At 70.7% G+C, this 18,852-nt stretch carries 16 protein-coding genes; 6 read left to right on the top strand and 10 right to left on the bottom strand.

Annotated elements, in window-relative coordinates; all coding sequences use genetic code 11:
* Positions 1 to 51: 51 nt before the first annotated feature.
* Entirely contained in the window at positions 52 to 582 is a 531-nt protein-coding gene (locus tag OG992_RS22375) for a nitroreductase family protein (RefSeq protein ID WP_238684831.1), read from the top strand.
* 13 nt (positions 583 to 595) lie between these two features.
* Here OG992_RS22375 and OG992_RS22370 read toward each other — a convergent pair whose 3' ends face one another.
* Complete coding sequence (locus OG992_RS22370; RefSeq protein ID WP_266304222.1) at positions 596 to 1,582, bottom strand: DUF5937 family protein; 987 nt, start codon at positions 1,580 to 1,582, stop codon at positions 596 to 598.
* Positions 1,583 to 1,659: 77 nt separating this feature from the next.
* Here OG992_RS22370 and OG992_RS22365 point away from each other — a divergent pair, with 77 nt between their 5' ends.
* Both OG992_RS22365 and leuA read left to right on the top strand, forming a co-directional pair.
* Positions 1,660 to 2,931, top strand: a complete 1,272-nt coding sequence (locus tag OG992_RS22365) for an MFS transporter (protein ID WP_238684833.1) — start codon at positions 1,660 to 1,662, stop codon at positions 2,929 to 2,931.
* A gap of 237 nt (positions 2,932 to 3,168) precedes the next feature.
* Positions 3,169 to 4,920, top strand: coding sequence for a 2-isopropylmalate synthase (gene leuA / locus OG992_RS22360; RefSeq protein ID WP_266304221.1), 1,752 nt, complete (start codon positions 3,169 to 3,171; stop codon positions 4,918 to 4,920).
* 29 nt (positions 4,921 to 4,949) lie between these two features.
* Here the strand turns inward: leuA and OG992_RS22355 are convergent, their stop codons facing one another.
* Complete coding sequence (locus tag OG992_RS22355; protein ID WP_266304220.1) at positions 4,950 to 6,443, bottom strand: MFS transporter; 1,494 nt, start codon at positions 6,441 to 6,443, stop codon at positions 4,950 to 4,952.
* A 107-nt stretch (positions 6,444 to 6,550) separates the two neighbouring features.
* On the opposite strand from OG992_RS22355, the gene OG992_RS22350 reads away from it, so the two are divergent.
* Both OG992_RS22350 and OG992_RS22345 read left to right on the top strand, forming a co-directional pair.
* Entirely contained in the window at positions 6,551 to 7,207 is a 657-nt protein-coding gene (locus OG992_RS22350) for an HNH endonuclease family protein (protein WP_210780751.1), read from the top strand.
* Positions 7,183 to 7,572, top strand: coding sequence for a hypothetical protein (locus OG992_RS22345; protein ID WP_238684874.1), 390 nt, complete (start codon positions 7,183 to 7,185; stop codon positions 7,570 to 7,572). The genes OG992_RS22350 and OG992_RS22345 overlap by 25 nt, the downstream gene beginning before the upstream one ends.
* 24 nt (positions 7,573 to 7,596) lie before the next feature.
* Here the strand turns inward: OG992_RS22345 and OG992_RS22340 are convergent, their stop codons facing one another.
* From OG992_RS22340 to OG992_RS22310, 7 genes are all read right to left on the bottom strand, one after another.
* Positions 7,597 to 8,700: an ABC transporter ATP-binding protein gene (locus OG992_RS22340; RefSeq protein ID WP_238684836.1), complete on the bottom strand. Its 1,104-nt coding sequence runs from the start codon at positions 8,698 to 8,700 to the stop codon at positions 7,597 to 7,599.
* Positions 8,697 to 9,710, bottom strand: coding sequence for an ABC transporter ATP-binding protein (locus OG992_RS22335; RefSeq protein ID WP_238684837.1), 1,014 nt, complete (start codon positions 9,708 to 9,710; stop codon positions 8,697 to 8,699). Before OG992_RS22335 ends, OG992_RS22340 begins: the two co-directional genes overlap by 4 nt.
* A 66-nt stretch (positions 9,711 to 9,776) precedes the next feature.
* Positions 9,777 to 10,739: an ABC transporter permease gene (locus OG992_RS22330; RefSeq protein ID WP_238684838.1), complete on the bottom strand. Its 963-nt coding sequence runs from the start codon at positions 10,737 to 10,739 to the stop codon at positions 9,777 to 9,779.
* Positions 10,736 to 11,740, bottom strand: a complete 1,005-nt coding sequence (locus tag OG992_RS22325; protein WP_238684839.1) for an ABC transporter permease — start codon at positions 11,738 to 11,740, stop codon at positions 10,736 to 10,738. The genes OG992_RS22330 and OG992_RS22325 overlap by 4 nt, the downstream gene beginning before the upstream one ends.
* A gap of 85 nt (positions 11,741 to 11,825) precedes the next feature.
* Positions 11,826 to 13,487 (bottom strand): ABC transporter substrate-binding protein, encoded by a 1,662-nt coding sequence (locus OG992_RS22320; RefSeq protein ID WP_238684840.1) that lies wholly within the window; start codon positions 13,485 to 13,487, stop codon positions 11,826 to 11,828.
* Positions 13,488 to 13,800: 313 nt separating this feature from the next.
* Positions 13,801 to 14,394, bottom strand: coding sequence for a recombination mediator RecR (gene recR, locus OG992_RS22315; protein ID WP_238684841.1), 594 nt, complete (start codon positions 14,392 to 14,394; stop codon positions 13,801 to 13,803).
* A gap of 8 nt (positions 14,395 to 14,402) precedes the next feature.
* A complete protein-coding gene (locus OG992_RS22310) occupies positions 14,403 to 14,711 on the bottom strand; it encodes a YbaB/EbfC family nucleoid-associated protein (protein WP_007466279.1) in 309 nt (102 codons plus the stop codon).
* Between the two features lie 201 nt (positions 14,712 to 14,912).
* Here OG992_RS22310 and OG992_RS22305 point away from each other — a divergent pair, with 201 nt between their 5' ends.
* A complete protein-coding gene (locus tag OG992_RS22305) occupies positions 14,913 to 15,584 on the top strand; it encodes a DUF998 domain-containing protein (RefSeq protein ID WP_238684842.1) in 672 nt (223 codons plus the stop codon).
* A gap of 58 nt (positions 15,585 to 15,642) precedes the next feature.
* Here the strand turns inward: OG992_RS22305 and OG992_RS22300 are convergent, their stop codons facing one another.
* Positions 15,643 to 18,729 (bottom strand): DNA polymerase III subunit gamma and tau, encoded by a 3,087-nt coding sequence (locus OG992_RS22300; protein ID WP_266304219.1) that lies wholly within the window; start codon positions 18,727 to 18,729, stop codon positions 15,643 to 15,645.
* Positions 18,730 to 18,852: the final 123 nt, after the last annotated feature.

Genomic DNA, 18,852 nt, shown 5'->3' with positions numbered 1-18,852 from the left:
TCGGCCACCCCATCCTGAGGGGCGAATCACCCATACAGGACGATCCGGTGTATGGCCGACCTCACCCCGCTGCTCGCCTACCGCTGGAGCCCACGAGCCTTCGACCCGAGCGCCGAGCTGACCCCGGAGGAGTCCGCCTCGCTGCTCGAGGCCGCGCGCTGGGCCCCGTCGGCGGAGAACGGGCAGCCCTGGCGGTTCGCCCTCGGCCACCGCGACGACGAGACCTGGAAACGGATCCTGATCAGCCTCCCGGTCGACGACCAGATCTGGATCCGGCACGCCGCGACACTGGTGGTCGGCGCCCACACCGGCCTCGACACCGAGCGGGCCGCGTACGACCTGGGGCAGGCGATCGCTCACCTGACAGTGCAGGCCACAGCGCTCGGCCTGCACGTGCACCAGCTCACCCGGTTCGACCGGGCCGGACTCACCACCGAACTCGACCTGCCCGGCGGCGTCCGCCCGTTGGTGGTCGCCGCCGTCGGCCGGCTCGGGGACCCGTTCGCCCTCCCCGCCGACCTGCACGCCCGGGAGACCGGCCTGCGGCACCGCCGCCCGGTCGCCGAGCTGCTGCTGCGCTGATCGAGCGCCGGGGTCACCCGCCCCGGCTGGCCCGGAGGAGGACCGCCGCCGCATCGGTGTTGCGGTAGCGGACGTGCCGACCCTCGCGGGACCGCGACACCAGGCCGGCGCCGTGCAGCGCGGCCAGGTGCTGGGAGACGTTTCCGGCGGACATCCCGGTGAGTCGGGCCAGGTCGGTGGTGGTCAGCGCAGTCTCGAGCAGATGCAGCAGAGCGGTCCGGCCCGGCCCGATCACCCGTGCCAGCGGGTCGCCGGGGGGCGGTGTGGTCGCCTCCCAGAGCGTCCCGACGGCACGGACCGGGTACGCGCCGACCGGCAGCGAATCCTCCAGCAGGTTCCACAGCACGTGCTGCTCGGTGAACACAGTGGGGTTCAGCGCCAGTCCACGACCGCGGAGGTCGAAGTCCCGCTCGAACGTGTCGTCGCTGATCACCCGGTCGCTGTGCCAGCGCAGGCTCGGGTGGAGCTGCTCGAAGAACTGCCCGGCGCCGCTCTCGGCGAGCTGGGCGGCCCGGTACGCCACGTCGGCGTCGAGCAGCGCCCGCATCCGCTGCCAGTCCGGGGCGATCGCCTCGTCGTGCCAGACCCGCACCGCGTCGACGACCTGCGGCAGCAGCCCGCCGGGGTCGGCGAGCAGCGCCCGCCCGAACGGGCTCAACGGTTTTTGCCAGGTGGTCGCCAGCAGGTCCTGGACCACCACGGCCGGCGGTGTCGCGGCGATCTGGTCGAGCTGCTCGGCCATCTCCACGTTCGGTCGGGCCGCCGGGGTCAGGAAGTCGGGCAGCCAGCGACCCGGCACGACCAACCCCACCAGAGGTCGAACCCGGTCGGCCACCTCGGGACGACGCAACGTCACCCGGGCCCGGTCGATCCAGGGCAGGTGCACCGCGTAGCGCACCGGGTTGGCCAGCGCCCACATGCTCATGACCGTCTCGTTGGCCGGTGACACGGCGAGACGCACTCCCGCCACGTCGGCCAGGCTGAACCGCAACTCGGACACACGCCCCCCTGGAGCAGGATTCGATCCAGCCTAAAAGACTCGACCGGGGTCATGGGGAACCGATTCACTCCCCGAACATGGGGACCAGAGAAACCATCCGCACCGCCGTTCGAGACGTCGTACCGCCGGCCGGGCTGACCCGCGCCCTGGCCGTGCAGGCCATGGTCTACGCCGTCGGCAGCGGCCTGTTCCACGCCGGCAGCGCCGTCTTCTTCACCCGGGCGCTCGGGCTCAGCGCCGCGCAGGTCGGGTTGGGGCTGTCCGTCGCGGCGGGGGTGTCGCTGCTGGGCACGGTGCCGCTGGGTGGGCTCACCGACCGGTACGGGCCGCAGCGGGTCTGGGTGGTGGGGCTGGTGCTGAACGCGGCGCTGTTCGCGACCTACCCGTTCGTTGGTGGCTTCGCGGGGTTCCTCGCCGTCGTGGTGGCGCTGGCCGCAGTGGACGCCGCTGTCGGCGTGGCCCGGCAGGTCTACTCGATCAACGCGCTTCCGCCTGCCGAACGGGTCACGGCGATGGCGTACCAGCGCTCGTCGCTGAACGTCGGCTTCGGGCTCGGCGCGGTGATCAGCGGCCTGGTGCTGGCGGTGGACACGATCACGGCGTACCGGGGGATGGTCTGGTTCATCTCGACGGTCTTCCTCGTGACGGCCCTCTTCGTGCGGCGACTGCCCCGGCTGCCGCAGGTGGCCCGACCGGCGGAGCCGATGAGTCGGCTCGCCGTGCTCCGGGACCGGCCGTTCATGGCGGTGTCAGTCCTGTCCGGGTTGCTCACCGCGCACGGGGTGCTCTACCTGACGGTCCTGCCGCTGTGGATCCTCACCCACACCGACGCCCCGAAGACGGTGATCGCCGGGCTGGTGCTGCTCAACACGATCCTGATCGTGCTGCTCCAGGTACGTGTCAGCCGGGGCGCGGACACCGCGGCGGGAGCGGCCCGGGCCTCCCGTCGGGGTGGACTGCTGATCGCCCTGTTCTGTCTGGTCCTGCCGATTTCCGGCGTCACTCGGGGCGCGCTCACAGTGGTGGTGCTGGTAGCCGCCGCGTTGCTGCTGATCCTGGCCGAGCTGATCGAGTCGGCGGGCAGTTGGGGGCTCACCGCCACCCTCCCGCCGGCCGACCAGCGCGGTGCGTACGTGGGGGCGCTCGGACTCGGCGTGCAGGTCCAGTACCTGATCGCGCCGGCGGGGCTGACCGCGCTCGGGGTGACCACCGGGGGGTGGGGTTGGTTACCGACGGCAGCGATCTTCGTGCTGGTAGCGGTGGCGATCGTGCCCGCTGTGGCCTGGGCGCAACGGACGCCGAGGCTGGGTGCCGAGGCCGCGAAGCCGGCCATGACCCCGGTCCCATAGTCCGGACCTGTCTTTCCACCCCCGGTTCCATCACGTAGGGTGACCTGGTCATGTGGCAGGCGCTGCTCCTCCTTAGCCGCCGCGACGAGGCCTGACCGGCCGGCACCTCGTCGCGGAGTCGCATCGCGCCGTCCAGCACATCCGAGTTTCTTCTCGGCACCGCCGCGCACCGTCGCCCGGCATCTCGCCGACACCTTCCGATCTGCTGACGCCACATGTTCCAGGGAGCACTCTGAGATGGCTCAACCTGTCACCGACGCCGAAACCGATCCGATCGCCCGGCAACGCCCGAGCCGGATGCCGTACCACCGCTACCAGCCGTACCGGGAGCAGTTCCGGGTCGAACTGCCCGACCGCACCTGGCCCACCCGCACCGTCGAGGCCGCTCCCCGCTGGTGTGCTGTGGATCTCCGCGACGGCAACCAGGCCTTGATCGACCCGATGTCGCCCGAGCGCAAGCGCCGGATGTTCCAGCTGCTGGTCCAGATGGGCTACAAGGAGATCGAGGTCGGCTTCCCGTCGGCCAGCCAGACCGACTTCGACTTCGTCCGGCAGCTCATCGACGACGACATGATCCCGGACGACGTCACCATCCAGGTGCTCACGCAGTGCCGGGAGCACCTGATCGACCGGACGTTCGAGTCGCTGCGCGGCGCGAAGCGGGCCATCGTGCACTTCTACAACTCGACCTCCACCCTCCAGCGGCGGGTGGTCTTCGGCCTGGATCGGGACGGCATCGCCGACATCGCCACCACCGGGGCGCGGCTCTGCCAGAAGTACGCCGAGATCCACACCCCGGACACGGAGATCTTCTACGAGTACTCGCCGGAGTCGTACACGGGCACCGAGCTGGAGTACGCGCTGGAGGTCTGCTCCCGGGTGATCGACGTGATCGACCCGACCCCGGACCGTCCGCTGATCATCAACCTGCCGGCCACCGTCGAGATGGCCACCCCCAACGTGTACGCCGACTCGATCGAGTGGATGCACAGGCACCTGCCGCGCCGGGACAGCGTGGTGCTGAGCCTGCACCCGCACAACGACCGGGGCACCGGCGTGGCCGCCGCCGAGCTGGGCCTGCTCGCCGGCGCGGACCGCATCGAGGGCTGCCTGTTCGGCAATGGCGAGCGCACCGGCAACGTCGACCTGGTGACCCTGGGGCTCAACATCTTCTCCCAGGGCATCGACCCGATGATCGACTTCTCGAACATCGACGAGATCCGGCGAGCCGTCGAGTACTGCAACCAGCTGCCTGTGCACGAGCGCCACCCGTACGCGGGCGACCTGGTCTACACCGCCTTCTCCGGCTCCCACCAGGACGCGATCAAGAAGGGCTTCGACGCCCTCGCCGCCGACGCGAAGGCGGCCGGCGTACCGATGGACGAGCACACCTGGGCGGTGCCGTACCTGCCGATCGACCCGAAGGACCTGGGCCGCACCTACGAGGCGGTCATCCGGGTCAACTCGCAGTCCGGCAAGGGCGGCGTCGCGTACATCATGAAGAGCGAGCACCAACTGGACCTGCCGCGCCGGCTCCAGATCGAGTTCTCCGGCGTGGTGCAGCAGGTCACCGATCACGACGGCGGCGAGGTCGACCCGGCCGCCATGTGGGAGATCTTCGCGACGCACTACCTGCTCGACCACCAGCCCGACCCGACGGTCCGGCTGGCCGGCTACACGATCGGCACTGTGGACGGCAAGGTCGAGATCGAGGCCCAGGTCGGTGTGGGCGGCGAGCAGCGCTCGCTCGCCGCGGTCGGCAACGGCCCGATCGACGCGTACGTCAACGCGCTCCAGTCGGTAGGGGTGGGCGTACGGGTGCTCGACTACCACGAGCACGCGCTCTCCTCCGGTGGTGACGCGCAGGCCGCCGCGTACGTGGAGTGTGAGGTGGACGGCAGGACGGTCTGGGGTGTCGGCACCGACGCCAACATCGTCACCGCGTCGATCAAGGCGGTCACCAGCGCCGTCAACCGCGCCCGCCGCTGACCTGGGCGCGACACCCCCGAGGTGGCTTCCTACTTCGGGGGTGTCGCGGCGGGCAGTGAAGGGCAGGGCTGGGACGGCGGGGCTTCCCGGGGCGGTCGGTGGACCAGCACGAGGGCCAGCAGCGCGCCGGCCACGAGTAGCCCGGCACACCACTCCATCGCGCCCCGGAACGCGTCGGTCAGCTCGGCCTTCTGCTCGTACCCGCCGCCGGAGAGCCCGACCAGCAGCGGCAGCGCCGCCACCGCGAGCAGGCCGCCGGCGCGGGACGCGGCGTTGTTGAACCCGCTGGCCACCCCGGAGAACCGGTCCTGCACGGCGGCCAGCACCGACGCGGTCAGCGGTGCCACCACCAGGGTCAACCCGATGCCGAAGAGCAGCACCCCGGGCAGCACGTCCCGCCAGTACGACGCGCCCGGGCCCACGCCGCGCAGCAGCAGCAGGCCGACCGCGGCGACCACCGGTCCGATGGCCAGCGGCAGCCGTGGGCCGATCCGGGCGGACAGCGCACCGGCGCGCGCGGAGCCGACCAACAGCAGCAGGGTCATCGGCAGCAACGCGATGCCGGTGCGGAAGGCCGACCAGCCGACCACGTTCTGCAGGTAGACGGCGAAGAAGAAGGTGAAGCCGCCGAGCGCCGCGTAGACGACGACTGTGAAGATGTTCAGCACCGAGAAGAGTCGGCTGCTGAACAGCCCGGTGGGCAGCATCGCGGCGTCACCACGCCGTCGTTCCAGCAGGACGAAGGCCACCGCGGAGAGCACCCCGACCACTGCGGCGATCAGCACCTCGGCGGAGTCGAACCCGCGGGCCGGCGCGTCGATCAGGGCGTAGGTGACGCCGGCGAGCGCGAGCGCTCCGAGCAGGGCTCCGGCGACGTCGAACCGCCGTCGGGCCCGACCCCGTCCCTCGGTGCGGGAGGCGCTCTCGTCCCGGCTCTCCGGCACCCAGCGCAGGGCGGCCAGCAGCACCAGCACGGCGATCGGCAGGTTGAGGAAGAAGATCCAGCGCCAGGAGAGCGCGTCGATCAGCCAGCCTCCGATGAACGGCCCCAGCGCTGTGGACACCCCGGACAGCCCGGCCCAGGCACCGATCGCCCGGCCCCGGTCGTCGGGATGGAAGCTCGCCTGGAGCACCGACAGCGACCCGGGCGTGAGCAGCGCGCCACCGGCGCCCTGGAGGAACCGGGCCGCGATCAGCATGCCGGTGTCCTGGGCCAGCCCGCAGAGCACGGAGGCGGCGGTGAACCAGACCACGCCGATGAGGAAGATGCGACGCCGGCCGAAGCGGTCGCCGAGCGCGCCGCCGAGCAGCACGAACGCCGCCAGCATCAGCAGATAGCCGTTGATGGTCCACTGGAGATCGGCCACGTTCGCGCCGAGATCCTGCCCGAGCTTCGGCAGCGCCACGTTGACGACGGTGCTGTCGAGGAAGACCATTCCAGAGGCGAGTACGGCGGCGAGCAGCGTGCCCCGGCCGGCGGTGGTGCCCATTCGGAGGGCGGTCGCCGGTACAGGTGCGGTCATCCCACCAATCTGCCTTGCATCATGTGGGAGACGCCACGAAACGCCGAAACCGTGCCCGGGTACTGTGCGCAATCGCCGGGAGCCCCCAAGCTGGAGAGGTGTCGTCTGTGCGTACCAGATCAGGACCGCGAGCGGCGGTGGCCGCGCTCACCGCGGCGCTGGCGCTCGGCGTGGCCGGTTGCGTCCCGCAGGATGAGCCGACCACACCGCCGTCGAGCGACGGCGGCAACGCCGCGGAGCAGTTGAGCCAGCTCACCGTCGCCACCGCCGGCTCGATGAAGGGCTACAGCCGGGAGCGTTTCCCGCACTGGCGGGACACCGGCAAGAACTGCGATGTCCGGGACAGCATCCTCCAGCGCGACGGCAAGGACGTGAAGCTCTCCGGCTGCAACGTGGTCGGTGGGCGCTGGGAGAGCGTGTACGACGGTCGCAGCTTCTCGGATCCCTCCGACGTGGACATCGACCACATGGTGCCGTTGGCGAACGCGTGGCGCTCGGGTGCCGACGAGTGGGACAACGCCAAGCGCGGCGATTTCGCGAACGACACCACCCGTCCGCAGCTTTTCGCGGTTTCCGCCTCGTCGAACCGGGCAAAGGGTGACCAGGACCCGTCCCAGTGGAAACCGGCAAGCCGGTCCTACTGGTGCAAATACGCCCAGGACTGGGTGACTGTCAAGCACTACTGGAAGCTGACGGTGACCAGCGCCGAGAAGGCCGCCCTGACCGACATGCTGGAGGGCTGTTCAGTGGGGAGCGATTCGTGACCGCCGCCGGGGAGAGCGGCCCGTCCGCCGCCGGCATGACAGCAGACGGCACCGCCGAGACTCCCGCCGCCGTGCCGGGTGCCGGCATGGTCGCGGATTCGGGCGGGGCGGCCGGCCCGCAGGCCCGCACCACCGACATCGTGCCCGGCCCCGGCGGCGTGATGACCGACGAGGTCGGCGTCGTCACCGGCGACCTGACGCTGCGCACCGAGTACGCGGACGGCACTGTCACGGTGCGGGTGCAGTACAAGGACGCCGACGAGTGGTACGTGGTGACCGGCACGTCGGTCACGCTGGCCGACCCGGCCGGGCTGGACGCGGTGCACGGCGTCGCCGTGGGGCTGCTGAACCGCCCCGAGGGCTGACGAGCGCCGGCACCGCGTCCAGTCTCAGACGTACGAGCCCGGCTCGGTGGGCGCGGAGACGACGCCCGGCGCGTCCCCCTCGCCCTCGGGTCGGACGATCTGCGCGCTGACCCCGTGCGGGCGCAGTTCGCCGCTGGCGATCTGTTCGGCCCAGTGGCAGGCCACCCGGCTGGCGCCGATGTCGCGCAGCACCGGTCGCTCGTCGGCGCAGCGGGTGGGCTGCGCCCACGGGCAGCGGGTGTGGAAGCGGCAGCCGGACGGCGGATTGGCCGGCGACGGCAGGTCACCGGCGAGCAGGATCCGCTCCCGGCGGTCCTCCACGTCCGGGTCCGGCACCGGCACCGCCGACATCAGCGCCCGGGTGTACGGGTGCAGCGGCTCGGTGTAGAGCCGGTCGCTCGGCGCCTCCTCGACCAGCGCGCCCAGGTACATGACGCCGACGGTGTCGGAGATGTGCCGGACCACAGCGAGGTCGTGCGCGATCACCAGGTAGGTCAGCCCCAGGCTGTCCTGGAGTTCGTCCAGCAGGTTGACCACCTGGGCCTGGATCGACACGTCGAGCGCCGAGACCGGCTCGTCGGCGACGATCAGCTCCGGCCCGAGCACCAGCGCGCGGGCGATGCCGATGCGCTGCCGCTGCCCGCCGGAGAACTCGTGCGGGTAGCGGGACAGCGCCCAGCGCGGCAGCCCGACCGCGTCCAGGGTCTCGCCGATGATCCGTCGACGGTCGGTGCGGTCGGCGCCGATCCCGTGGGTCTGGAGGCCCTCGGTCAGGATCGACTCGACGTTCTGCCGGGGGTCGAGGCTGGACATCGGGTCCTGGAAGATCATCTGCATCCGGCGACGCATGCTGCGCAGCTTGCCGGACGGCAGCGTCGTCAGCTCGACACCGTCGAAGCTGACCTCACCGGCGGTCGGCGGGGTGAGTTGGAGCAGCGCCCGGCCCAACGTGGACTTGCCGCAGCCGGACTCACCCACCAGGCCGTACGTCTTGCCGCGCGCGATGCTCAGGTCGACCCCGTCGACGGCCTTCACCTGGCCGACCACTCGGTCGAAGAGCACCCCCCGTTTGATCGGGAAGTGCACCTTCAGGTCACGCACCTCGACGAGGATGTCGTTCTCACTCACGCTGGTTCCTCCTCGCGCGGGGCGGGCACCATGCCCGGCAGCGGCTCCGGGTTGACGCACCGGTAGCTCCGTCCGTCGTGCGCGTGCACCAGCTCCGGCGGCTCGCCCACACACTCGTCGATCCGGCGGGCGCAGCGCGGGGCGAAGGCGCATCCGTCCGGCCAGGGCAGCAGGTCGCGGACCGAACCGGGAATCGGGTTGAGCTTCTCGCCCCGCCCGGCGTCCAGGCGCGGCACCGAGCCGAGCAGACCCACCGTGTACGGGTGACGCGGCTGGCGGAACAGCGGACGACGGCGGGCCGTCTCCACCACCCGGCCGCCGTAGAGCACGTTGACGGTGTCGCACATGCCGGCCACCACGCCCAGATCGTGCGTGATCATCAACAGTGCGGTGCCGGAGTCCCGGACCAGTTCCTTGAGCAGCTCGAGGATCTGGGCCTGGATGGTGACGTCCAGCGCTGTGGTCGGCTCGTCGGCGATCAGCAGCCGAGGCTGGCAGGCCACCGCCATCGCGATGAGCGCACGCTGGCGCATCCCACCGGAGAGCTGGTGCGGGTACTCCTTGAGCCGCCGCTTCGGGTCGGGGATGCCGACCCGGTCCAGCAGCGCCGCCGCCTCCTTCGCCGCGGCCTCGCCCTTCATCCCCCGGTGCCGGGTGAGCACCTCGGTCACCTGCAAGCCGATCGGAATCACCGGGTTCAACGAGGAGAGCGGGTCCTGGAAGATCATCGCGATGTCCCGGCCCCGGATGTCCCGCCGCGACCTGTCGTCGAGCTGGAGCAGGTCGGTGCCGTCGAAGACGGCCTTGCCGCCGACCCGCAGGCCGGGCTGCTTGGGCAACAGGCCCATGATCGCCAGCGAGGTGACGCTCTTGCCACAGCCGGACTCACCGACCAGGCCGACCACCTCACCGGCGTCGACCGAGAAGGACACCCCGTCGACAGCGTGCACGGCCCGTTGACCGCGGCGGGCGAACGTGACGGAGAGATCTTCAACTTCGAGCAGTGCCATTACTGGCCCTCCGTTCGCGCCTGCGGGGCTCGCAAGCTCACTCCTCGCGCTTCACACATGCCGGGCCTACTTCCGCAGCTTCGGGTCGAGGGCCTCACGCATCGCCTCACCCAGCAGGGTGAAGCCGAGCGCGGTGATGATGATCGCGACGGCCGGGTAGATCGCCAGTGACGGCCGGATGCCGAGGTACTGCTGCGCGTCGGCGAGCATGACCCCCCACTCCGGTACGGCGGTGTCCGGGTTGCCGAGGCCGAGGAAGGAGAGCGCCGCGGCCTCGATGATCGCGGTGGCCAGGGTCAGCGTGGCCTGCACGATCACCGGGGCGAGGGAGTTCGGCACCACGTGGGTCAGCGCGATCTTCGACTTCTTGACGCCGAGCGAGGTCGCCGCCAGCACGTAGTCGCTGTTGGCCTGGGAGATCATCGAACCGCGCAGCAGCCGGGCGAACACCGGCACCGAGACCACGCCGACTGCGATCATCACAGTGGTCAGGCTGGCCCCGAGCAGAGCGGCGATGCTCACCGCCAGCAGCAGGCTCGGCATCGCCAGCAGCATGTCGATGAAGCGCATCAGGGTGGTGTCGATCCACCGCCCCCACCGGCCACCGAGGCCGGCCGCGGCACCGGAGACGCCACCGATCAGCGCGCCGACCGCCAGACCGATCAGGGTGGAGACCACACCGACCAGCAGGGTCTGGCGGGCGCCCACGATCATCCGGCTGAACTCGTCGCGGCCCTGGTGGTCGTAACCGAACCAGTGCTCGCTGGTCGGGCCGGGAATGACACCCGGCTTGATCAGCCCCTCCCGGATGCCGATCGTGTCCGTCGCCGCGTACGGCACGAGGAACGGGCCGACCACAGCGACCAGCACGAAGAGCGCCAGGATGACCGCGCCGACGATCGCGGCGGGGTTACCGCGCAGCCGGCGGAACGCCTCCTGCCAGAGGCTGACGCCCCGCTCGTCGTCGCGGGCAGCCAACTCGGAGAGCCTGTCGATCTTTTCGCGCTTCTTGCCTGGGCTGAGTGTCATCGCACCCTCACCCTCGGGTCGATGAAGCTGTAGGAGAGATCGACCAGGAGGTTCACCAGCACGTACACCACCGCGATGATCAGGATGAAGCCCATCAGCACCGGATAGTCGCGTTGGCCGATGGCCTCGGCGACGAACGCTCCGATGCCGCTGAAGGCGAAGACGGTCTCGGTCAGCACCGCGCCGGAAAGCAGACCGCCCGCGAGCAGACCGATCGAGGTGGCGACCGGCAGCATGGCGTTGCGCAGGACGTGCCGACGACGAACCGTCTGCTCGGTCAGGCCCTTCGCCTCGGCGGTCCGTACGAAGTCCTCGTTCAGCACCTCCAGCACGCTCGCCCGGGTGATCCGGACGATGATCGCCAGCGGGATGCTGGCCAACGCGATGCTGGGCAACACCAGATGCCAGAGGGCGTCGGCGGCGGCGTCCCACTCACGGGTCATCAACCCGTCGAGGACGAAGAAGTTGGTGACCCGGGTCGCCCCGAGTGTCGGGTCCTGCCGGCCGCTGGACGGGAACCAGTGCAGGTTCTCCGAGAAGATCGCTTTGAGCACGTAGCCCAGGAAGAAGACCGGGATGCAGATGCCGATCAGCGAGCCGCCCACTGACGCGTGGTCCAGGAAACGGCCGCGACGACGGGCGGCCAGGTAGCCCAGCGGGATGCCGACGCCGATCGCGATGATCATCGCGGTGACGGTCAGCTCGACGGTGCCGGGGAAGCGCTCGATGAACTCCGTGGTGACCGCCCGCTTGGTGGAGGTCGAGGTGCCCAGGTCGAGCTTGATCATCCGCCGTACGAAACGGCCGTACTGCACCAGGATGGGCTCGTCGAGCCCCATGTTGCGGCGGATCGCGGCCCGCATCTCGGGGGTGCCGCGCTCGCCGAGGATGGCGGTCTCGGGGCCGCCGGGGAGTCGGCGGAGCCAGATGAAGAGCAGGAGGGAGAGCCCGAACAGCGTGGGTATCAGCTGAAGCAGGCGCCTGACGATGAACCGGAACACGGCGGCCTCGAAGGGGTGCGGAGGGTTGCGGGCGGGCGCTGTGCGACAGCGCCCGCCCGCGTTCCTTGCTGCGTCAGATCAGGACTTACTTGAACTCGGCGGTCGCGTACCGCTCGTCGGTGAGCGGGCTCGCCTTGACGCCGGTCACGTCCTTGCCGAACACGATCGCCGGCGGCGAGTGCGAGATCGGCACACCGGGCAGGAACTCCATCACGGACTTGTTCAGGGCCTTGTACTTCTCGGTCCGGGCCGCGATGTCGGCGGTGCCGTCCGCGTCCTTGAACTGGTCGAACAGGGCCTTGTTGTTGAAGCCCCACTCGTCCTTCGGCCGGTCGAAGAAGGTACCGATGAAGTTGTAGGCGTCGCCGTAGTCGCCGGTCCAGCCCAGGAAGTGGATGTCGTGCTTGCTACCCGAGGTGGTGGCGTTCAGGTAGTCCGGGCTCCACTTCAGCGGGATCGCCTCGACGGTGATGCCAACGGCCTTCAGGTCCGCCGAGAGCAACTCGAAGATGTCCTTCGGGTTCGGCATGTACGGCCGGGTGACCTCGGTCGGGTAGTGGAACTTCAGCGTCAGGTTCGACGCGCCGGCCTCGGCCAGCAGCGCCTTCGCCTTGGCCGGGTCGTAGGTGTACTTGGTGACGTCACCGTTCCAGCCCTCGACGGTGTCCGGCATGAAGTTGTCGGCGACCTTGGCACCCGGCGGCAGCTTGGAGGTGACCAGCTGCTGACGGTTCAGGGCGTACGCGATGGCCTGCCGGACGCGGATGTCGGCGAGCTTCGGGTTGCCCTTCTGGTTCATCGCCAGGTAGAGCACGTTGAACGCCGGGCGCGTGAGCATGTTGAAGCCCTCGCTCTTCAGCGGCTCGACGTCGGCCGGGCCAACCAGGTCGTAGCCCTGGATGTCACCGGAGCGCAGCGCCTGCTTGCGGGCGTTCTCATCCGAGATCGTCTTGAAGATGAGGGTCTTCAGCTTGGCCTTGGCGCCCGAGTAGTCCTCGTTGCGCTCCAGGGTCAGCGTCTTGTTCGCCACGTCCCAGGTCTTGAACTTGAACGGGCCGGTGCCGGTCGGGTGCTCCGTCGCGTACGACGGGTACTTGATGTCCTCGGCGGTGCCCGCGACGTTGCTCGCGTCGAACTCCTGCAGCGCCTTCGGGCTGTGGATGGAGAACGAGGGGAGCATCAGCGCGGCCGGGACCTTGCTGGAGACCCGGGTGAAGGCCAGGTCCACAGTGGTGGCGTCCTTGGCGGTGCAGGACTTGAAGAGACTCGGCGGGAGATCCGCGTTCTCGTTCTTGGCGAAGCCGCCCATGACGTCCTGCCAGTACGCGGTCACGTCCGGGCTCTGCATGAGGCCCTTGGCGTTGTACCAGCGGTTGAAGTTGACGCAGACAGCCTCGGCGTTGAAGTCGGTGCCGTCATGGAACTTCACGCCCGAGCGGAGCTTGAAGGTCCAGGTGGTGCCGGCGGCGTCCGGGGTCCAGGACTCGGCCAGGCCGGGGGTGACCTTCGTGCCACCCTCCTCCGGTCGGACCAGGGTCTCGAAGACCTGACGCGCCACGCGCAGCGACTCACCGTCGCTGGCGAAGCTCGGGTCGAGCACCTTCGGGTCTCCGGCGACGCCGAAGACGAGGGTGTCCTTCTTGCTACCGCCGGATTTGTCGTCGCGGTTGCTCTCGGCGCAGCCTGCTACCGCGAGGGCCGCGACCGCGATGGCCGCGATCGCGGCCTTCGGCCTGGGTGCACGCATGTGTGCTTCACCTCGTCCTTGGGGGTACGGACAACGTGGTGACAGGGGTCACCGATGGCGGTGACCATAGCTCCCGATGCGTCCACCCGGAAACCGCTGAGTGGACGGTTGGTATCGGATCGTGCCTCAACCGCCGCTTGACATTCGATTCTTAGGCAAACAGCGGGAAAAACCGATCAATCAGCACCCGCGATGCCAAACTGTTACGTCGAACAGCCCCGATGAGGGCACAGGTGTCAGATCATTTCCGGGCAGAGACGCAGCGGTGGCCGGCACCCACACGGGTGCCGGCCACCGGCCGTACGTCAGGGGATCAGACCGCGCGGCGCCCCTCGAAGGCCCGACCAAGAGTGATCTCGTCGGCGTACTCCAGATCGCCGCCGACCGGCAGCCCGCTGGCCAGCCGGGTCACCGAGATGCCCATCGGCTTCACCATCAACGCCAGGTAGGTGGCGGTCGCCTCGCCCTCGGTGTTCGGGTCCGTGGCGAGGATCAACTCCCGCACCCCGCCGCCACCGAGCCGGATCATCAGCTCCCGGATGCGGAGATTGTCCGGACCAATCCCCTCCAGCGGATTGATCGCGCCGCCCAGCACGTGGTAGCGACCGCGGAACTCACCCGTCCGCTCGACGGCCACCACGTCCTTGGGCTCCTCGACCACGCACAGCACCTCGTCGGTGCGACGCTGGTCGCGGCAGATCCGGCACTGCTCGGACTCGGCCACGTTGTAGCAGGTAGTGCAGAACCGCACCAGCTCCTTGACCTTGCGCAGCGCGCCGGCCAGCCGGTTGACGTCGGCCGGATCCGCCGAGAGGACGTGGAACGCGATCCGCTGAGCGCTCTTCGGACCCACGCCCGGCAGCCGACCCAGCTCGTCGATCAGATCCTGGATGGCACCTTCGTACATCTGCCGGCTCAGAAACCGGGCAGGCCGAGGCCGCCCATGCCGCCGGCGACCGGGCCCATCTTGCGCTCGGTCAGCTCCCGGGCCGCCTCGGCGGCGTTGTGCACTGCCGCGACGACCAGATCCTCCAGCGTCTCCACGTCGTCCGGGTCGACGGCCTTCGGGTCGATCTTGATGGCCTTGAGCTCACCGGAACCGGAGACGGTAGCGGTGACCAGCCCGCCGCCGGCGGTGCCGGTCAGCTCGGCCTCGGCCAGCTCGGCCTGGGCGGCGGCGATCTGCTGCTGCATCTTCTGCGCCTGCTTCAGCATCTGCTGCATGTTCGGCTGTCCACCTGGGCGCACGGGATGGCTCCTTCTCGCACTCGTCTGCTCGACCGCCGCTCAGCCTATCCGCTGGGACCGACCTCGCCCCGCCCGGTGCGTCCGCCCACGCCGAGCCTTCGGGTACGGCTACCCCTACCCCGAACCGGCCATCTGCTGGTAGTGCGCCCATAGCCGTCAAACTGGTCTGCTCGTGGCATGAACCTCAACCGCACCGGCCGGGTCGGCGCACTGTGCTGGCTCGCGGCCGCGCCCATCTTCCTCGTCGCCAGCCTGATCACCGGGCTGCGGTGGCGTGAGCCGGCCTACAGTTGGGCCACCCACAACATCAGCGACCTCGGCAACGCCCACTGCGGCGTCTGGGACACCACCCGCCCCCGCTACGTCTGCTCACCGTGGCACCCACTGATGAACACCGCGACACTGACCACCGCGGTCCTGCTCGCCGCCGGGCTCCTGCTGACCTGGCGAATCCTCGGCCGCGGCCCGGTGGTGCGCACCGCCCAGACACTCCTGCTTCTGGCCACCGGCGGTTACGCCCTCGCGGCCCTCTACCCGGCCGACATCGACGAGAACCTGCACGTCCTCGGCGCAGTCCTGATCATGGGGATGGGCAACATCGGCCTGCTCCTGGCCGGCTTCGCCCCACGCACCACGACGCTCGGCCGGTGGCGACGACTCACCCTCACGGCCGGGCTGATCGCGCTGGCCGGAACGACACTGTTCGCCGCCCAACAGGGCCTGGCCATCGGGGTGGGCGGCATGGAACGAGTAGCAGTCCTACCGTTCCCCCTCTGGGCCTGCGCCCTGGCTGTCCTCCTAGCCGAGACCCCACCCCTGCGCGATCTTGCACTTCCTGCTGCGACATAAGGGGCATTTGGCGCAAGACGACGACCGAAACTGCAAGATCGCCGGGCCGGAGGGCTTGTTAGCGGGCGTCGACCTCGTTGATCTTCTCGGCGCCGAAGGTTTCCCGGAGCAGCCGTACCGCCTGCTCCTCGCTGGACTCCCGTGCGGTCTTCTCGTCGATGATCTCGTCCAACGGCTCGTCGCCCGGGTCGAACCCCTCAAGGGCCGGGGCCGGCGCCGCGCCGCCGGGTCGGCCGGCCCGCGCCGGGCCGTCGAAGTCCGGGTCGTAGGGCGGCTCACCCGCCCATTCGGCGTCCGCGACGGGCCGGGCTGCCGCTCCGGTACGCGCACCGCGCCCCGCCGCCGCCGCGCGAGCCGCGGCGATGGCGCTGCTCACCGGCGCACCACCGGCTGCCGCCGGCTGCCGGGCCGCCGGTGTCGGGTTACCCCGCCCGCCTGGCTTACCGCCACCGGCCGCTGACCCGGGACCTCCCGAACCCCCTGGCCCGGTGCCGTTCGCGCCACCACCGTTGGTGCCGCTGCCGTTCGCGCCGCTGCCGTTCCCGGCGTTCCCGTTCCCGGTGCTGCCGTTCGGGCCTGTCGACGCCGGGGTGGAGTAAGGGGTCGACTCGTTTCCGGCCGACGCGCCGCCAGGTCGGGCGGCCTCCGGCCAGTCCTCGTCATCCGTAGCCTCGGCGGCGAGGGCACCGCCGCCGGGGCGGGCCGCCTCCGGCCAGCCGCCGTCGTCGTCCGCCGCTGGGGCGGACGGCGCTGCGCCCCGCCCACCAGCACCGTGACCAGCGGAACCCGCACCGGCACCGTCGCGCAAAGCCGAGCCGGCAGCGCCGCTCAGGTTCCCGGCGGTCGGCGAGGCGTTCGTCGGACCGGCGGCGGCCGGGGCCTTGGGTCCCACAGTCCCCGGCCCGGCGGAGTTCGCACGTGGCGCAGCGTTCGAGCCAGGCGCAGCGTTCGAGCCAGACGCGTTCGAGCCAGACGCGTTCGAGCCAGACGCGTTCGAACCGGGCGCACCGTTCGAGCCCTGCGCGGGGTTGGAGCCAGGCCCGCCGTTCGGCCCCTGGGCGGGGTTCGAGCCAGCCGCGGGGTTCGTGCCAGACGCCGAGTTCGAGCCAGGCGCGAGGTTCGTGCCAGGCGCACCGTTCGAGCCAGGCGCGAGGTTCGAGCCAGGCACGGCTGGCGGTGCGCTCGTCGGGGCGGCGGCAGTCGGGGTCGCGGCGTTCGTCGCGGCGGCGGGCGTGTCCGACGTGACTGGCGGGGCGGCGGGTCGGGCCGGTGCGGTCTGCTGCGCGCGCGGTGCGCCGGACAGCGACACGCCACCGCGCTCGCCGGCCACCTCGCACCGGATCTGCCAGCGCCCGCCCAACTCCTCGTAGAGCGCGTCGGTGAGCACGGCCGCATGGTCGGCCATCATCTTGGCCAGCACCGTGGACTTCACAGTCAGCACCAGCATGTCGCCGTCGAGTTCGCGGACGACCGCGTCGCGCATCAGGGCGGCGATCCGCTTGTTGGTCCGGTTGACCTTGCCGATCACGTCGGGCCAGACGCGGCGGACCGCCACCGCGTCCAGTGCGGCGGCCGGCGCTCCGGGTCGGGGCGGCGCGGGCGTGGCCGGGTCGGGAAGCACCGCCGACGGTGGCACCACGCGACGGGGGGCCGGCCCGGCGGGCGAGACGGGCACGGCCTGGTCAGCGGTTGCCGACCCGGTCGACGCGCCGGGGGAGGCCGGGATCGGCGAGTCGGCCGCCGAGGCGTACGAGGCTGGCGCACCGGAGGTCGGAGCGGGTGCCCCGGTGACCGAAGCAGCCGGGGCGGGAGCGCCCTGGGCCGGGGACGCCGCCGGGTCGACAGCCCACGGCGGTGCGGAGGTCGGGGCGTTCACTGGTGTCGGGGTGGCGGCAGCCGGGACCGGGGTGGCTTGCTGTGGGCGTACCCCGTGGTGGTTGGTTGGCGCGGAGCCGGCGGCGGCCGACGGCGCGTCGGTGCCGCCCACTGTGAGCCGGCGTTCCATCCGCTCCAGGCGCTGGAGCAGGCCGCCGGTGGAGTCGTCCACGCCGGGCAGCAGCATCCGGGCGCAGATCAGCTCCAGCAGCAGGCGGGGCGCTGTGGTGCCGCGCATCTCCACCAGGCCGTCGTGCACGATGTCGGCGCAGCGGGACAGCGTTGCCGAGCCGAGCTGCGAAGCCTGGGCTGCCATCCGCTCGATCTGGTCGGCCGGGGCGTCGATCAGGCCCTTCGCGGCGGCGTCCGGCACCTGCTGGATGACGATCAGGTCGCGTAGCCGTTCCAGCAGGTCGGAGGCGAACCGGCGCATGTCGTGCCCGGCCTCGGCGACCCGGTCGACGGTGGCGTACGCGGCCGCGCCGTCACCGGCGGCGAGCGCGTCGCACATCTCGTCGATCAGCGCCGAGTCGGTGACCCCGAGCAGCGCGACGGCCCGCGCGTAGCTGACCCCTTCCGCGCCGGCGCCGGCGATGAGCTGGTCGAGCACCGAGAGGCTGTCCCGCATGCTGCCGCCACCGGCGCGGACCACCAGCGGAAAGACCGCCGGCTCGACGGCGACGCCCTCGGCCTGGGTGAGCTGCTCCAGGTACGGGCGGACCACCTTCGGCGGGAACAGCCGGAACGGGTAGTGGTGGGTCCGCGAGCGGATCGTGCCGAGGACCTTTTCCGGCTCGGTGGTGGCGAAGATGAACTTGACGTACTCCGGGGGCTCCTCGACCAGCTTGAGCAGGGCGTTGAAGCCCTGGGTCGAGACCATGTGCGCCTCGTCGATGATGTAGATCTTGAAGCGGCTGCTGGCCGGCGCGAAGAAGGCGCGCTCGCGCAGCTCGCGGGCGTCGTCGACACCGCCGTGGCTGGCCGCGTCGATCTCGATCACGTCGATCGAGCCGGCGCCGTCGGCGGCCAGCGAGCGGCAGGAGTCACACTTGCCGCACGGCTCGGGAGTGGGGCCCTGCTCACAGTTGAGCGAGCGGGCCATGATCCGGGCGCTGGTGGTCTTGCCGCAGCCACGGGGGCCGGAGAAGAGGTAGGCGTGGTTGAGCCGTCCGCTGCGCAGCGCCTGCGACAGCGGTTCGGTCACGTGCTCCTGGCCGATGACCTCAGCGAAGGTACGCGGCCGGTACTTGCGGTAGAGCGCCAGCGTCACTCGTCCCGCCTCCTCTCGACCGAGCCATTCTGCGCCGGTCGGGCGCGGGTGACCACCCACCACCCCGGGCACCGCGGATGCCGTGCTTGATCCACCGGGCCGCCGGGCTTGATCGACTCGGCT

Origin of the sequence: Micromonospora sp. NBC_00362 (assembly GCF_026342155.1) — a bacterium.
GTDB lineage: Bacteria > Actinomycetota > Actinomycetes > Mycobacteriales > Micromonosporaceae > Micromonospora > Micromonospora hortensis.
This window is presented reverse-complemented; position numbering and strand designations above follow the sequence as displayed.

Excerpts from the sequence above, each read along its gene's own strand:
- OG992_RS22375 (WP_238684831.1), top strand. The coding sequence starts at position 52 with ATGGCCGACCTCACCCCGCTGCTCGCCTACCGCTGGAGCCCACGAGCC.
- OG992_RS22365 (WP_238684833.1), top strand. The coding sequence starts at position 1,660 with ATGGGGACCAGAGAAACCATCCGCACCGCCGTTCGAGACGTCGTACCG.
- leuA (WP_266304221.1), top strand. The coding sequence starts at position 3,169 with ATGGCTCAACCTGTCACCGACGCCGAAACCGATCCGATCGCCCGGCAA.
- OG992_RS22355 (WP_266304220.1), bottom strand. The coding sequence starts at position 6,443 with ATGACCGCACCTGTACCGGCGACCGCCCTCCGAATGGGCACCACCGCC.
- OG992_RS22335 (WP_238684837.1), bottom strand. The coding sequence starts at position 9,710 with ATGGCACTGCTCGAAGTTGAAGATCTCTCCGTCACGTTCGCCCGCCGC.
- OG992_RS22330 (WP_238684838.1), bottom strand. The coding sequence starts at position 10,739 with ATGACACTCAGCCCAGGCAAGAAGCGCGAAAAGATCGACAGGCTCTCC.
- OG992_RS22320 (WP_238684840.1), bottom strand. The coding sequence starts at position 13,487 with ATGCGTGCACCCAGGCCGAAGGCCGCGATCGCGGCCATCGCGGTCGCG.
- recR (WP_238684841.1), bottom strand. The coding sequence starts at position 14,394 with ATGTACGAAGGTGCCATCCAGGATCTGATCGACGAGCTGGGTCGGCTG.
- OG992_RS22310 (WP_007466279.1), bottom strand. The coding sequence starts at position 14,711 with ATGCAGCAGATGCTGAAGCAGGCGCAGAAGATGCAGCAGCAGATCGCC.
- OG992_RS22305 (WP_238684842.1), top strand. The coding sequence starts at position 14,913 with ATGAACCTCAACCGCACCGGCCGGGTCGGCGCACTGTGCTGGCTCGCG.